Raw genomic sequence first — 16,093 nt, forward strand, 5'->3', positions numbered from 1 at the left:
CAGGGCCGCTCGGCTGACCCTGCAAAGCCGGGGCGCGGCATCACCGGATTGCCAGGATGGCTGATTCATGCTTGCAACCGCAGTTTCAATGGAAATCTCGGCTGCCCACGTCCTTGCCCAGGCGGCCCAGCAGCGGGCTCAGGTCTTGCACGCGGCGGGCGATTAAATTGCGTACGCCGTTCTCGAACTGCCATTGGCCCTGCACCGCCAGCAGGCGAGCCACCAGAATGGTGCGGCGGAAGGCAGCGTAGACATCGGGCCAGACGATCACCTGCACGCTGCCGCTCTCGTCTTCCAGGCTGATGAAGAGCACGCCCTTGGCCGTCTGCGGGCGCTGCCGCACGGTGACCAGGCCGCAGGCCTGGGCCGACTGGCCGCTGCGCCAGGCGCGCAGCTCCTGCGCATTGCGGTAGCCCAGGCGCGCCAGCCGGGGCCGCAGCAGGGCCAGCGGATGGCTGCGCAGGCTCAGGCCCAGGGCAGCGTAGTCCCAGACCACCTCTTCGCCCTCGGCGGCCGCCGGCAGGTCCAGCTCCTCCTCGGCGGCATAGGCCTGGCGCAAGAGCGGCGGCTGGGTGCGCAGGGCCGAGGCCTGCCAGACCTGCTGGCGGCGGTGGCCGGCCAGGCTTTGCAAGGCATCGGCCGCGGCCAGCTGCTGCAGCTCCTGCTGGTCCAGGGCTGCGCGCAGGGCCAGGTCTTGCGTGTCCACAAAGCGCCCGTCGGCGGCCCGCGCGGCCTCGATGCGCAGGGCCGCCGCCCGGCTCAGGCCGTGGACCAGGTGCAGGCCCAGGCGCACCGCCGGCTGCACGCCGTCGTCCAGGCGCTCGGCGGGCTCGGGCTCTTCGTGCACCTCGGGCTGCTCCAGGCTGCTCAGCCAGCCGCCGTGGTTGACATCGCTGGGCCGCACCTCGATGCGGTGGCGGCGGGCGTCCTGCACCAGCTGGCTGGGGGTGTAGAAACCCAGGGGCTGGGAGTTCAGTAGGGCGCAGAGAAAGGCCGCCGGTTCGTGGCGCTTGATCCAGCAGGACACGTAAGTCAGCAGGGCGAAGCTGGCCGCATGCGACTCGGGGAAGCCGTAGGAGGCAAAGCCCTTGATCTGGCGGAAGATGGCCTCGGCGAACGCGTCCTCGTAGCCGCGTTCGCGCATGCCGCTGAGGATCTTCTCGTGGAAGCGGGCCAGGTCGCCGGGCCGCTTCCAGGCGGCCATGGCGCGGCGCAGCTGGTCGGCCTCGCCGGGGCTGAAGCCGGCGGCGATCATGGCCACCTGCATCACCTGCTCCTGGAAGATGGGGATGCCGCAGGTGCGCTCGAGCGCGGCGCGCAGATCGTCCTTGGGGTACTTGATCTGGTTCGGCGGCAGCGCGCGGTTCTGCAAATAGGGGTGGACCATGCCGCCTTCGATGGGCCCGGGCCGCACGATGGCCACCTCGATCACCAGGTCGTAAAAGCAGCGCGGCCGCAGGCGCGGCAGCATGGACATCTGCGCGCGTGACTCGATCTGGAACACCCCCACCGTGTCGGCGCGGCAGATCATGTCGTAGGTGGGCTTGTCGTCGGCCGGCACATCGCTCATGCCGAAGGGATGGGCTGCCGGGTAGCCGCGCAAGCGGCTGATCAGGCCAAAGCTGCGCTGCAGGGCGCTGAGCATGCCCAGGGCCAGCACATCGACCTTCATCAAGCCCAGGGCGTCGATGTCGTCCTTGTCCCACTCGATCACGGTGCGCTCGGCCATGGCCGCGTTCTCGATCGGCACCAGGCGCGAGAGCGGGCCGGCCGTCAGCACAAAGCCGCCCGGGTGCTGGCTCAGATGGCGCGGCATGCCCATCAGCTGGCGCGAGAGCCGCACCAGCTGGCGGATCTGCAGATCCTGCGGGTCGAAGCCCAGCTCCTGCTGCAGCTGGGCCAGGCGATCGTCGGGCAGGGATTCCTCGCTCCAGCCATGGTGGTCGCCGGCCAGCTTCTCGACCAGGGCCTCGTCCAGGCCCAGGGCGCGGCCGACATCGCGGATGGCGCTGCGTGGCCGGTAGCTGATCACCACGGCGGTCAGCGCGGCGCGCTCGCGGCCGTATTTGCGGTAGAGGTACTGGATCACCTCCTCGCGCCGCTCGTGCTCGAAATCGACGTCGATGTCGGGTGGCTCGTTGCGTTCGCGGCTGATGAAGCGCTCGAACAGCAGGCTGCTGCGCGCCGGGTCGACCTCGGTGATGAAGAGGCAGTAGCAGACCACGCTGTTGGCCGCCGAGCCGCGGCCTTGGCAGAGGATCTTTTCGCTGCGCGCGAAGGCGACGATGTCGGCCACGGTCAGGAAGTAATGCTCGTAGCCCAGCTCCTGGATCAGGGCCAGCTCATGCTCGATCTGCGCGCGCAGCTTGGGCTTGAGGCCATGGGGCCAGCGGCGCGCCGCGCCGGCCTCGGTCAGGGCGCGCAGATGGCTGCTCGGCGTGGCGCCCTCGGGCACGACTTCGGCCGGGTACTGGTAGCGGATCTCCTTGAGCGAGAACTGGCATTGCGCCACCACCCGCAAGGTCTCGGCCAGCAGGGCCGGCGGGTAGAGCTGGCCCAGGCGCAGGCGGCTGCGCAGATGGCGCTCGGCATTGGCTTGCAGCTGGTGGCCGCAGGCGGCAATGGGGCGGTTCAGCCGGGTGGCGGTCAGCACGTCCTGCAAGGCCTTGCGCGAGCGCCGGTGCATGTGCACATCGCCGGCCGCCACCAGGGGCAGGGCCGTCTGCTCGGACAGCTGGCCCAGGCGCTGCAGCCAGAGCTCGTCGCCCAGCTCGCGCAGCAGCTCCACACCGATCCAGGCCTGGCCGGTGAAATGGCGCAGCAGCCAGCGCGCCGGGATCAGCAGCTCTTCGTCGCTGGCCTCGCGCGGCGGCAGCAGCAGGGCCAGGCAGTCGGCCAGCTCGCCGCGCTGGGCCGCCTCTTGCAGCCGTGCCCAGCTCAGGCGGTAGCTGCCCTTGGCGGCGCTGCGGCGCAGGCCGGTGATGAACTGGCAGAGGTTGCCGTAGCCCTCGAGATGGCGCGCCAGCAGCACCAGCTTGAACATCACTGGGTCCGGCGTGGATTCAGGCGGCCCGGGCGGCGCCTGCGCCAGCCGGCGCACGCTGAACTCGGCGCCGATCAGCAGCTTCAGCTCGGGCTCTCCGGTGACCGGGTCGCGCGGCAAGGCCTGGGCCGCCACATGGGCGCGCACCACGCCGGCCAGCGAGCATTCGTCGGTCAGGGCCAGGGCGGCATAACCCTGCTCATGCGCGCGCTCCACCAGCTCGCCCGGCGTGGATGCGCCACGCAGAAAGGAGTAGTTGCTGAGCGCATGCAGCTCGGCATAGGCGGGCAGCAGGCTGGATGTTTTCATCATCATGCGAACACGCCGTGCAGAAACCAGCCGTCCTGCTCGCTGCTCAGGCGCTGCTGGAAGATCCACAGCAGGCCGGCCTGCGGGCTGCTGGCCAGGAAGTAATCGCGCTGCTGGTGCTGCGAGCTCTGGCCATCGGCCGCCGGCTGCCACCAGCCGCCCTCGATGCGCTGCGGCCCGGCCAGCAGCTGCAGCGGTGCGCCGCCGTAGACCGGCTGATCCTGGCGCAGGCTCAGTCGCAGCGGCGGCGCCAGCAGCCAGGTCGGCTGTGGGCAGAGCGGCAGGGTATCTGGCGGGGCCGCTGTGTGCTGCGGGCTTTCGTTCCAGGCCACCCAGCGCTGCATCTGTTCCAGCCGGTGGTCTTGCTGCAGCTGGCCGCAGCGCACGGCCTGTGCGCCCAGGCGGATGCTCAGGCGCATCAGCAGCTGCTCCAGCGGCTCCTTGGCCTGCTCGGGCCCGGCCGGCAGCAGGCTGGCGCTGCGCTCTTCCAGGGCCCGCACTTCGCCGGCCTGCAGGCTCAGCTCGGCCACCGGCGCGGCCAGCTCCAGGCGCAGCAGGTGCTCGTGCAGCAGGCGCGAGAGCTGGCCGAAATCGCGCGTCAGCGCGGCGCTGTGCACGAGCAGCCGCCCGCCCGGGCCGATGTCGCGCGCCCGCATGGCGTCATGGGCCCAGGCCAGCTCGAAGGCCTCGATGCCGGCGTGGCGCGCCGCCAGCCAGGCGCAGAGCTGGCGCAGCAGTTCCTGGGCGTGGTGCAGCAAGGCCAGGGCGTTGTCCAGGCGTTGCGGCAGTTCCAGCCGTGCCTGGAACTGCTCGGGCGCAGTGATCCAGGCATGGGCTAGCGGCGTCTGGCCATAGGCCTGGTCCAGGGCGCGCAGAAGGCCTGGGCCGAAACGCCGGCTCAGGGCGGCCCGCGGCAGGCGGCGCACATCGCCCAGCGTGCGGCAGCCCAGGCGCGCCAGCATGGGTGCTTGCGCCTGCGCGGCGCTCAGCGTGAACAGGGGCAGCGGGTCCAGCAGGCTGGCCAGCGGGGCGGACAGACCATCGGCCCGCACGCAGGCCCCACCCGGTGCCCCCGCCGCCCCCGCCGCCCCCGGCTGCGCCAGCGCCCCGCGCGCCAGGGCCAGGGCCGCCAGCGCGGTGGGCGCCCAGGCCAGGGCGGCCAGGTTCAGCCCGGCGTCGCCGATGCGCTCCGCCACCCGTTGGTGCAAGGCCTCGGGCCCGCCGAACAGGCGCAGGCTGGCGGCCACCTCCAGCACCACGGCCTCCTCCAGCGCGGCGACCCTTGGCGAGAACTGCAGGGCCCACCAGGCCAAAGCTGGGGTGGGGGCTGCGGCTTCGGGCCGGGGGCTGCTGCTGGGGGCGGCGGCCTCATCCGGCGGCGCGGGCGGGCTGAGCAGGGCGAGCCAGTGCATGGCGCGAGGGGGCCGCCGGGCGCGGCGGCTGCAGGACAGGGTGTTTGTGCGGTGCCGGCGTCGGGCGCCCCAGGCCGCGCGCCAGCATGGTGGCCGTCAGCACCCGCTCCAGGCCCGAGGGCAGGGCGGGCAGCTGCAGCAGGCCCTCGAAAGCCGGGCCACGCCGTTTCAGGATGCGCAGCTGCAGATCGGCCAGCTCCTGCTGCGGGCTGCGCGCGCCCAGGGCCAGGTCCAGATGCAGGCGCAGCGGCGCGGCCGAGGATTGCTGTGCTGCCGCCTCGGGCCGGAACAGGAACAGCGGTGCGTCCAGGCCCAGGGCCTGGGTCTGCAGCCGCCGCAGCTGTTCGGGCCGCAGCTTGGGCAGCCAGAGCAGCAGGGCTCCGGCGGCATTCGATTTGATGGCCTGCTCGGCCGCCCAGAGCTGCTGCTGCGGCGTTTCCGGCGCCAGCCAGAGCAGCTGTTGCGGGGTCAGGCCGGCGGCTTGCAAACCGGGCAGATGCGGAATCAGCGGTGGGTTGATCAGCAGCAGCGGGCGTTGTTGCTGCGTGCGCGCGGCGGCGGGCTTGCGCGCACGGCCTCGGCCACGCGAGCTTGGGTTTGGTGTCAGCGGCTCGGCCAGCAGCCCGCGCAGCGCTGGCATCAGCAATCGCCACTCCAGATGCAGGCCCGGCGGACAGAGGATTTCACTGAGGCTGTGAGTGGGCCAGCCGCCGCCGGGCAGTTCGGCGTCCAGGGCGGCAAAACCGCTGCTCAGGCAGGGGCTGCTGCTGGCGCCCAGGCTGCTGGCCCGCCAGACCTGCTGTTCCAGCAGGCGCGCCTCGCGCTCGCCCAGGGCCGGCGCCGCGGACAGCGGAGCCGGCCAGGACGCGGGGCTGGCATTGACGAGCGGGGCGAACATGAGGGGGTGAACAGATGAGTGGCTGCGAGAGCGAGGGATGGATCATGACTGTTTTTTTATACAGTGTATAGCTCGATGTGGCGGCCGCCAAGCGAAGTGGCCTGTGGCGCGCCTACGCCGATTTGTGCGGATAGCGCGCCCCTGTGATCGGGGGGTGTTCGCTAGGCGGTCTTTACCGCTAAGGTACGGCCTAGGGTTTTCACTGGTTTTGACCGTTGAAGGGCAGGCATTCATGGCATTGAACGAGGCTTGGGGTCCCATGGCGAGCGGGCGGCTGTTTTTACGTGCGCCCACGGTGGCAGACCTGGATCGTTTGCAGCAGATTCAGGCCGATGCGCTGACCCAAAGGGTCAAGCCCGGCCCGGCCACACGCCAGAGCAGCCTGGAGCAGCTCCAGACCTGGCAGCTGCATTGGCAGCGCTGGGGCTTTGGTTGCTGGGCCCTGTCGGCCGGTGCGCAGGAGGGCGGCGAGCTGCTGGGTTTCGGCGGCTTGATGTGGCAGTCGGTCGACGGCCGGCAGAGTTTGTGCCTGAGCCTGCTCTTCCATCCTCAGGCCTGGGGCCTGGGCTATGCCACGGAGATGGGTCAGCTGGCGCTGGAGTTGGCGTTTCAGCAGCTGCATGCGCCGGCCGTTCTGGCCTTGGTGCGCCCGACCGACCTGCCGACGCGCCGCACCCTGGAGCGGCTGGGCATGCGCCTGAAGGGCGCCTTGGCCGATCTGCCCGGGCAGGCGCCCAGCCTGCTGTTCGAGATGACACCGGCGCATTTGGCCCATTGCCGCCAACGACAGCAGCAAGATGCGCAGGGTGTGTCAGCCTCGGCCTTTGGTGTCTTGAATGCCTGACATGGTTTGACGGCGCGTGCTGCGCTGCCTTGAGCCCAGACCTCACTTCTGACCTGAGGCCTCAACTCCTCGCGACGCCGTTGGGCATTTGGGGCGGCCGTCTCAGTCTCCACCTTTTTCGCCCCTCGTGATGGGTCCGGGCTAGCCGCCCGAGACCGTCCTGTGATGGCGCTGAATATTTGAATCAGGGGGGCGTGAGCGACCCTCAAAAATCTGTCACAAGCCGCTGCTAAGGTGAGTTTGTGTGCGGATAGCGGCTGCGGAGTGTGGCTGCTTTCAACTTGCTGATGGCCCTCGGCGCAAGCGGAGCGGGGCCGCAAGCGCGCATCGTTCGCTGCTGTCGGTGCATGGAGCGTCTGCGTGATTGCTCAGGAGAAATACATGAAGAAGCTGGTTCGCGTCTGGGCGGCAGGTTGGTCGCTGTTTCTCTTGTCCTTGCTTGCGCAGTCGGCCCAGGCAGCGCCTGTGGTTTATGGTTTTGACGATCTTCAGGACCAGGATCGCCTCTCGAATCAGTGGTCGGGTTTGAGTTTTTTCAATGCCCTGGCGCTCAAGGTGGGGCAATCGCTGAATGTGGATGAGTTTCCACCGCGCTCGGGTGACACCGCGGTGCTGGATGACGGCGGTGCACTTGAAATCCTGTTTGCCCAACCGGTGTTCAGTGTCGGCGCCTATTTCACCTATTTCGAAAAGCTCAGCTTTTTTGCCTACGACGCTGGTGGTGGCCTGTTGGGTTCGGTGCACAGCCTGTTCTCTTCGAATCTGCTGCTCAGCGGCGATGTCGGAAGCCTGAACAATGAATTTGTGAGCTTCTCCGATTCGGCCGGTCGGATTGCGCGTGTGGTCATTCAAGGGGGCAGCTTGGGTAGCTCCATGGTCATGGATGACCTGACCGTCGAATTCGGTCGTTCCGTCCCCGAGCCGAAGAGCTGGGCGTTGGTGGCCTTGGCCTTGGTGGCCGCTGCTGTGGCGCGGCGGCGCTATTTCTCTAGTCTGTCTAGGTAACTGATTAATTGCTGGTTTTGCACCGAGCGCGGCTTGATTGAGCTTGCAGTTGTGTGCAGCCGTGTTCCGGTCCAACCGGGGAGGCAAGAATGATCCGAATCATGAAAGAGCGTGCGGTGGGCCTGGGTACCGCCGGTGCGCTGCTCTTGAGCTGCCTGATGGCCTGGGGGCCTGCGCAGGCCGGGACCATGGGGCCACCGGCCTTGGCGCCGAACAAGATCACGGTGGGCGTCGCCACGCCGGTGCTGGTCACGGTCAGCATCACTGACCCCAACTACATCGCCGGAAGTGCCAGCTTGGCGCGCATCAAGGCCGACGGCAGCAACCAGATCTTGGGGGCCCTGCGCGACGATGGCCTGCAGGGCGATGCCGTCGCCGGAGATCAGGTTTACAGCTTGCGCGTCAATCTTCAGGAGGCGACGGCGGGTGTGGTCAATCTTCAGGTCTCGGCTGGCTACAAGCGGGAAATCAAGCGCACCTTGTCGGCGCTTTTGCCTGTGACGGTGGAAAGCGCGCAAGCCACGCCCACCGTCACCGGGGCCCTGATCAGCCCAGCGGTGAGCACTGTCGGCACGGCCATGGGCGCCTTGGTGAGCGCAAGGATCAATGACTCGCGCGTCATTGCCGGCTCGGTGATCTTGCAGAAGATCAATGCATCCAACCAGGTGATCGGAACGCTGGGCACCCTCAATGACGAGGGGCGCGACGGCGACAGCCAAGCGGGCGATCAGACCTTCAGCTTGCGCACCACGGTCTTGGAGAATACGCCGGGCCTGCTGCGCTACCGCGTCGCGGCCGCTTTCCAGGGCTATGGCCAGACGGTGTACTCCGAGCCTTTCACTGTGGCTGTCAATGGCACGGCCAGCGGCGTCAGCATCAGTTCTCCAGCCAATGGCGCGTATCTGAATACGCCGGTCATCACCTTGGTTGGATCGGTCGGTGATGGTGCGGCTCAGGTCAAGGTCAATGGCATTCTGGTGCCGCTGAGCGGCAAGCAGTTTTCAGCCTCTGTGCCCCTGAATGAAGGTCCCAACACGGTGACGGCAGTGGCCGCCAACAGCAATGGCAGTACCACCTCGGCCTCCATCCAGGTGACCCTGGACACGACCGCGCCCCGTGTCGAGATCTATTCACCCGCGCGCAATGGCAGCACCGCTGCGGCGACCGCCACAGTGACCGGCATGGTCAACGACATCGTTGTGGGGACGGTCAACCCGCAGCAGGCCACGGTGACGGTCAATGGCGTGGCGGCGGAAGTCATGAACCGCAGCTTTGTGGCGCGCAATGTGCCGCTGAGCCTGGGCAGCAACCAGATCCAGGCGGTGGCGACCGATCGCGCCGGCAACCGGACCACCATCACGTCCACTGTGCAGCGCATCTCCGGTGCTCAGGCCGGCCTGACGGTGCTTTCCGGCAACGACCAGTCGGCCCGCGTCGGCAGCCAATTGCCCGCCCCCTTGGTGGTCAAACTGGTCAACAGCCAGGGTCAGGGCATGGCGGGCAAGCCCGTCGTGTTCCGCGTGATTGCGCAAGACGGGCTGGTCAGCCCCAGCGGCAATGCCGGCACTGGCCTCAGCGCCGTGGCCGTCAACACCGACGCTCAGGGCCAGGCACGCGTTTTCCTTCAGCTGGGCAGCCGCTCTGGCGCGGGCAACAACCTCGTGGAAGCGAGTGCGGCAGGAGTCAGCACCACCGCCGACTTCTCGGCCAGTGGCTTGCCCGGTGCCGCCAATCTGGTGGTCGTGGATTCCGGGAACAACCAGACGGGCGTGGTCGGTCAAGCGCTGCCGCTGCCCTTCATCGCCATCGTCACCGATGCCAAGAACAACCGCTTGGCCAATGTGCCAGTGACCTTCGAGGTCAAGGACGGCCATGGCAGCTTCGGCCCCGATGGTGCCACGCGTTTCCAGACCACCAGTGACGGTGACGGCCGGGTGGCGGCCACCCTGGCCTTGGGTCCCAATCCGGGCGTCAACAACAATGTGGTCGAACTCAGCTTTGCCGGCAATCCAGGCTACGCCGCGGCCTTTGCTGCGACTGGCTTGGTGCCCGGCCCGGCGAGCGAGACCCGCATCTCCGGCGTGGTTCTGGACAACAGCAACCAGCCGATTCCTGGCGCCACCTTGCGTCTGCTGCAAATCACCCAGGGCAACGCCAGCAACATTCCCCAGGAAATGGCGACGGCCGTGCGCACCGATGCGCAAGGCCAGTTCCTGATGCAACCGGTTCCGGTCGGCATCTTCAAGCTGATGGTGGACGGCGGCACGGCTGCGCGCCCAGGTCTCTGGCCGACCCTGGATTTCGACATGATCACCGTACCCGGTCAGAACAATGTTCTGGGTATGCCGATCTATCTGCCGGAGTTGAATCCCAGCAACCGTGTCTGCGTCAACGAAACCACCGGTGGCACCCTGACCATTCCGGAAGCGCCCGGCTTTGCCTTGCAGATTGCACCCGGCTCGGCCACCTTCCCGGGTGGCTCGCGCAGCGGCTGCGTGTTCGTCACGCCGGTCAATATGGACAAGGTGCCGATGTCGCCGGGCTTTGGTCAGCAGCCGCGCTTTGTCGTGACCATCCAGCCGGTCGGCACCCATTTCAATCCGCCGGCGCGCATGACCATTCCCAACGTCGACGGCTTGGCACCACGCGCCGTGACCGAGATGTACTCCTACGACCACGATCTCGCCAGCTTCGTGGCCATCGGCTCTGCCACGGTCAGCCCGGATGGCTCCTCCATCACCTCCGATGTCGGCGCGGGTGTGATCAAGGCGGGCTGGCACTGCGGCGGCAACCCCAACAGTTCAGGCTCGGCCGGTACCTGCCCGACCTGCAAGAAATGCGAAGGCGCCAGCTGTGTCGCGGATGCCGGGCAGAACGGAAGCCCGAAGCCCGATGACAAGTGCAAGGTCTGCAAGAACGGTGATTTCTCTGACATCAAGATCAACACCACGGAAACCAGTTACACGCAGAAGCTGGGCTTCCCCAACGATGTGACCAAGAAGTTCAACGACGGCTTCAAGGCGCTGGAGAAGTTGAGCGTCACCATCACGGCCAATGTGATGCAGGAAGCCTCCTTGCAGATCAAGGAGAACGAGTGCTGCGGCAAGACCACTGGCGTGTCGAAGAAGAGCAGTGCCAAGATGGCCGGCAACTTCGGCAGCCTGAGCATCGAGGGGCGCATCTGGCCGCCACCGGGCCCGCCGTTTGTCGACTGGGCCAGCGGTCCGGTGAACATCGGTGTGGCGTCCGTGGAGATCAAGGCCAAGCTCAACGGTGGCGTCTTCATCGGCGGTACGGCCAGCATCGCCGGTGAGCTCGGCTACCGCAAAGATGGTTGCTCCGACGACGCTGCCGACCGCTCTGGCTGCATCTTTGCCGGCCTGGACACCAGCATCACGCCGAGTATCACGGCCAAGATCGCGGGCAGCGGATCCTTCTCCGTCGATTGCATCCTCGGCTGCGAGAAGACCACGTTCAAGGCCAGTGCCAGCTTCAGTGGCGGCGCCTCTTGGCCCATTCACATCTCGAAGGTGACCTACAACCAGCCCAAGTGCAGCAGTGGCCTGGATGGCGGCCTGATGACCTTCGACCCGGTCGGGTTCAAGGTGAATGGCAAGTTCTCGGTCGGTTACGACATCGACGGGTCGTCCAGCACCTTTGAATATTCGCAAGACTTCTTGAGCTGCACGGTCAGCTTCAGTGAGGCCAAGTGTGCGTACTGATAGCAAGCGTTTGAACTTTTCCAGGGCCGCGCGCCTGCTGGCGCTGCTGCTCGGGGCGGCCGCAGCGGCACCGATGGCCTCCGCGCAGGACTTCGGGCAGCTGGGCTTGCCTTTGTTGTTTCGCGTCGAGTCCAAGGAACTGGTGACGGCAGCCTGCCTCGGTGTGCGTGGCAAGGAATACCGCAGCGCGGCCTTGCCAGGCCCCACGTCCAAGGGGCTGGAGTTGGCGGTCTACAAAGTGCTGAGTGCCTTGCAGTCCGATGACAAAAGCGCCCTCAACGGCTTGTTGTCCAGCGACGAGCCGGGAGGTTCTGCGGCGGGCGTGCAGTCGCAGGTGGACGCCTACCGCTCGCAGTTCAAGGCCTTGAAACCCTTGCGCCTGACCTATGCCTTCGAGTTTGACGATGTCCAGATGGCCTGGGTTGAGTTGCAGCCCTCGGGCGGTGGCAAGCCCTTTGCCGCAGCCTTCGCATTCAAGCGCAGGCCCGATGGCCAATTGGGCTTTTTGCCCCAGCGGCCCATGAGCATTCCTTCGCAGCTGATTCAGCAGTGGTACCTGTCTTCGGTCGGCCCCGGCCAGGCGCAGCAAGCCCAGCTGTGCTCGACTGCGACCCTGAACAGCCTGCCCTACAAGTTGAGCTTGGGCGCCAGCCCCAACGATGCGGTGAGTGCTTTGCACATGCAGGGCGCATCGGCGCTAACTGTCAAGAAGTCGGGCGTGAACGAAGAGGTGGGTGCGCTGATCGCGCGCATGACCCAGTCCGGCCAGCAAGGGAAGTTCGAGCTGCTGCGCCCCTTTGTCAGCGAAGCCTCCTGGGCGCGCATGCAGTCCTACCGCGACAGTCCGGACGGCCAGGCATTTCTGAAAGGCCTAAGTCAGCTGTCATTGCGCTTTGTCTGGGATCTGGGGCCGGTGGCGGTTGCCTATGTGCAGCGCGACGGCGGGGGTGTCAACAGCATGTTCTTCTCCAAGGAACGTGATGGCTGGCGTCTCGTCAATGTTGGCTTGGTCAATGCATCCACCCGGCTCTTCGAGCGCAAGGAGTTGGCTATGGCGGCGGCAGATGAGCATCCGTTCGCTCATTTCGAAAAAAAGCCTGGCCTCTAGGCTGTTTGCAAAGAAACGTTGGTTTTGACTGTCGGGATGATCATGAAATCACTGAAGAGAAATCTCCGTGTCTTGTGCTGGTCCGGTCTCGGCCTGGTGACTCTGGGTTTGCAGCCGCTGATTGCAAACAGTCAAACCCCGCCTCCGACCGGCCTCAATGAGGGCTGCACCGTCAGTGTCCTCAATCGCAATGTGCAGGCCAAGGCCGACGGCACCTGGGTGCTGCCCAATATTCCTGCCAACTTCGGTACGGTGAGGGCGCGCGCCACCTGCGTGAATGGCGGCACCACGACCTACGGCGAGTCGGCATCCTTCACCATCCCGGCCAATGGCTCCATCAACCTGCCGCCCATCACGCTCGGCCCCACCACGCCCATCCCGACATCGGTGCAGGTGACGGCGGCCGTTCAGACCTTGCCCAATGTGGGCGCGACCACGCAGCTGCGCGTGATGGCCACCTATCCCAACAGCAGCGACTCGAACGACATCAGCTCGGCCAGCAGCGGCACACGCTATGCCGTTAGCAATCCCGCCATTGCAACGGTCAGTCCCGAGGGCCTGGTGACGGCCGTACGCAGCGGTGTGGTGGTCGTCCAAGCCAGCAACGAAGGCACGCAAGGCCTGCTGCAGCTGCGCGTGGCCTTCACCGGGGCCGACAGCGACGGCGACGGGATTCCTGATGACGAGGAGTTGCGCCTGGGCATGGACCCCAACAACCCGGCCGATGCCTTGCTGGACCTCGACCACGACGGCCTGAATGCGCTCGAGGAGTTTCGCGCCGGCACCGATCCGCGCAATCCGGACAGCGACGGCGATGGCATTTCCGACGGTGATGAACTCAAGTGCACGCGCGGCTTCTGCACCAATCCCTTGGTGGCGGACAGCGACGGCGACGGCGTCCGCGACGGTGTCGAGCTGGCGACCGGCAGCGACCCCACCAATCCCGCCAGCTACAACCTGGCAGCAGCGCTGCGCAGCCTGCGTGTGACACCCGGCAACTTCACCTTGGTGGTCAACTCCATCACCGGCACGGCCAGCGTGCAGCTGACAGTGATCGGCACCATGATCGATGGCTATGACATCAACCTGACCAGCGCCCAACGCCAGACCACGTATGCCAGCAGCAATCTGGCCAGCTGCAATTTTGGTTCGCCCGATGGGCGGGTGTTTGCCAGCCAGGCCGGCACCTGCACGATCACGGTCAGCAACAATGGCAAGAGCTTCCAGGTCAGCGGAGTGGTGCAAGACTTCGCACCGACACAGCTGTCCTTTGTGGCGATTCCCGGCTATGCCAACGGTGTGGCGGTGAACCGTGAATATGCCTTTGTGGCTGCGGGATCCTCCGGCCTGCAGGTGGTGAATCTGAGTGTCGACCGCCGCAGCCCCAGCGTGGTGGCGGCATTGAATCTTGGCGCCACAGCCAACGACGTGACCTTGGCAGGCAATATTGCCTACCTCGCCACTTCAGCGGGTCTGAAAGTGGTCAATGTTTCGCAGCCCACTGCGCCGCGGCTTCTGGGTACGTTCGCAGGCGTGGGCAATGCCATGGGCGTCAAGGTGCGAGGCACCACCGCCTATGTGGCCGCTGGCAGCAACCTGTACATCATCAGCGTGGCCAATCCTGGCGCCATGATTCAGGCCGGCGTGATCAGCCTGGGCGGTACCGCCTGGAACCTGGAGTTGGACCCGACCCGCAATCTGGCTGCTGTGGCGGCCGGTGGTGCCGGACTCAAGCTTGTGGATGTGAGCAATCTCTCCGCACCGGTCTTGCGCGGCACCGTGGCGACAGGTGACGCCCGCGGCGTCGCTTTGCGTGGCAATGCCGCTTTTGTGGCCGACTATGCCAACAGCATGACTTCGGTGGACATCAGCAATCTGGCCGCGCCAGTGCTGCTCTCCCGGACCCAGCAAAACTTGGGCGGACTCCTGAACAACGTCGTGCTGTCGGGCAACTTCGCGCTCGGCGCCGATGTCTTCTTTGTCAACGGCGTGCCCATCGTCGACATCACCAATCCCCAGACCCTGCAGCCACGTGCCATCCTGAATTTCACCGCGCGCGATGACAACGGCATGGGCATAGCCGTGGACGACAGCTTCATCTACCTGGTCGGTGATCGTGGAGGTCTTTCGCGCGGCGGCAGCAGCGGTGACAGCCGTCTCTACATCGGCCAGTACCAGCCGCGCGTGGACCTGGCCGGGGTGCCGCCCACGGCCGCCATCACCTCGCCCGCTGCAGGCAGCTTGGTTTACGAAGGTGCGCCTCTGACTGTGTCGGTCGACGCCCAGGATGACATCACGGTCACGGCGGTGCGCTTCACCGTTGACGACCAGACCGTCTTCACCAGCACCAGCGCGCCCTATCAATACACGCTGACGGTACCGGTCGGCGTCAACAGCCTGAATTTGGGCGCTGTGGCCGGCGATCTCGGCGGTAACGAAGGCAGTGCGCCGGTCGTCCAGGTCCAGGTGGCTCCAGACCCATTGACGCGTGTGATCGGTCAGGTTCTGGATTCTCAGGGGCGCGCCGTGCAAGGCGTACAACTGACGGCGCCAGGCGGGCGCACGGCGACCAGCGATGCTGAGGGACGTTTTCAGATCATCGGTGTACCCACGGTGTTGGGTGATCTGGTGGTGCAGGCAGAGTACACGCCCAGCGGCGGACTGCCGCGACACGGTTCATCAGCGACGACCGCCGCTGTGGTTGCGGGCACGACCGATGTGGGCACCATCACCTTGATTGAGGCCGCTTTCGTGAGCAACTACGGGGTCTTGTGGACCACCTGCGACGACTGCTCGACGCAACGTACCTTGCCCTTCAGTTTTCCTTTCTACGGTGCCAACGAAACGGTGGCCTTTGTCGGCACCAATGGCTATATCACCTTTGATTCCGCGGACAACACCTACACGGAAAACGTCTCTGCATTCAACAACCGCAAGCGAATTTCGGCCTTCTTCGACGACTTGATCGGTGGCGGTGGCGTGTGGATCAATGACCAGCTGCCGGACCGCTTTGTCGTCACCTACGACCGCACCCGCCACTACAGCCAGGGCGGCAGCAATACCTTGCAGATCCAGTTGTTCCGCGACGGCCGGATCGTTTTCGCCTACCAGGGCATCACCGCCTTGAATACAGGCTCGATCGCCGGGCTGACCCCGGGGCCTTCGGCACCCTTCCAGCAGGTCGACTTCAGCGCGACGCCGATTCTGGAAATCCCCTCGGCCACAGCGGTGTACGAGTACTTCACCTCGACCAGCTTGTTCGATCTCGACCGGGCCTACCTGGTGTTCACGCCGATAGCCCAGGGCGGCTATCGCGTCAACACCGTCTTGCCGGCAGCACCGGCCCTGGCTTCGACACTCAATGGCGCCGGAGGTGGCCAAGCCTTGCTCGCCGCCAGCGCGCCAGCTCAGCTGCGGGCCAGCAACAGTACAGCCGCAGGGCGACAGGCGGCCAGCGCAAGCGCGCTGAGCGCGGTTGATCTGGCCAATGCCGAGGTGCGAGTGTTCTCTTCGACGCTGCGGAGCTACCGTGGCATGACCAATACCGATGCACAAGGTCGATTCACGCTTTCGGGTGTGCCAGCGGGTGGGCTGATGGTCGAGGTCTGGCGCCAGGGGGCGCTGGTGGCACGCGGCAGCAGCAGCGCGCCCAGCGGGTCCCTGAACCAGGCCCAGTTGCTGAATGTGGAGCTGGTGTCAGCCGATGTGCAGCCCAAGAACAACTGAAGTCGCGAACTTTTGAGATGAGCTTG

The 16,093-nt window shown here is 66.2% G+C and carries 8 protein-coding genes; 5 read left to right on the forward strand and 3 right to left on the reverse strand.

Annotated features, from left to right (window positions below):
• Positions 1–85: 85 nt before the first annotated feature.
• Genes LNV23_RS06925 through LNV23_RS06935 form a run of 3 tightly spaced genes read right to left on the reverse strand, consistent with a single transcriptional unit; the run spans position 86 to position 5,662 of the window.
• Complete coding sequence (locus tag LNV23_RS06925; RefSeq protein WP_411910548.1) at positions 86–3,358, reverse strand: error-prone DNA polymerase; 3,273 nt, start codon at positions 3,356–3,358, stop codon at positions 86–88.
• Positions 3,355–4,764: a DNA polymerase Y subunit UmuC family protein gene (locus LNV23_RS06930; protein WP_263562309.1), complete on the reverse strand. Its 1,410-nt coding sequence runs from the start codon at positions 4,762–4,764 to the stop codon at positions 3,355–3,357. The genes LNV23_RS06925 and LNV23_RS06930 overlap by 4 nt, the downstream gene beginning before the upstream one ends.
• Positions 4,721–5,662, reverse strand: a complete 942-nt coding sequence (locus LNV23_RS06935) for an ImuA family protein (RefSeq protein WP_263562310.1) — start codon at positions 5,660–5,662, stop codon at positions 4,721–4,723. The genes LNV23_RS06930 and LNV23_RS06935 overlap by 44 nt, the downstream gene beginning before the upstream one ends.
• Positions 5,663–5,894: 232 nt before the next feature.
• Between LNV23_RS06935 and LNV23_RS06940 the strand changes: the two genes are divergently transcribed.
• The 5 genes from LNV23_RS06940 (at position 5,895) to LNV23_RS06960 (ending at position 16,067) form a co-directional block, all read left to right on the forward strand.
• Positions 5,895–6,506 (forward strand): GNAT family N-acetyltransferase, encoded by a 612-nt coding sequence (locus LNV23_RS06940; protein WP_263562311.1) that lies wholly within the window; start codon positions 5,895–5,897, stop codon positions 6,504–6,506.
• A 381-nt stretch (positions 6,507–6,887) separates the two neighbouring features.
• Positions 6,888–7,511, forward strand: a complete 624-nt coding sequence (locus tag LNV23_RS06945) for a PEP-CTERM sorting domain-containing protein (protein ID WP_263562312.1) — start codon at positions 6,888–6,890, stop codon at positions 7,509–7,511.
• A 101-nt stretch (positions 7,512–7,612) separates the two neighbouring features.
• On the forward strand, positions 7,613–11,233 hold the full coding sequence (locus LNV23_RS06950) for a choice-of-anchor X domain-containing protein (protein WP_263562313.1): 3,621 nt from the start codon (positions 7,613–7,615) through the stop codon (positions 11,231–11,233).
• 10 nt (positions 11,234–11,243) lie between these two features.
• On the forward strand, positions 11,244–12,341 hold the full coding sequence (locus LNV23_RS06955) for a hypothetical protein (protein WP_263562314.1): 1,098 nt from the start codon (positions 11,244–11,246) through the stop codon (positions 12,339–12,341).
• 42 nt (positions 12,342–12,383) lie between these two features.
• Positions 12,384–16,067: an NIDO-like domain-containing protein gene (locus tag LNV23_RS06960; RefSeq protein ID WP_263562315.1), complete on the forward strand. Its 3,684-nt coding sequence runs from the start codon at positions 12,384–12,386 to the stop codon at positions 16,065–16,067.
• Positions 16,068–16,093 lie beyond the last annotated feature (26 nt).

Source organism: Kinneretia sp. DJ1R-11 (genome assembly GCF_025717595.1).
Taxonomy (GTDB): Bacteria; Pseudomonadota; Gammaproteobacteria; order Burkholderiales; family Burkholderiaceae_C; genus Paucibacter_A.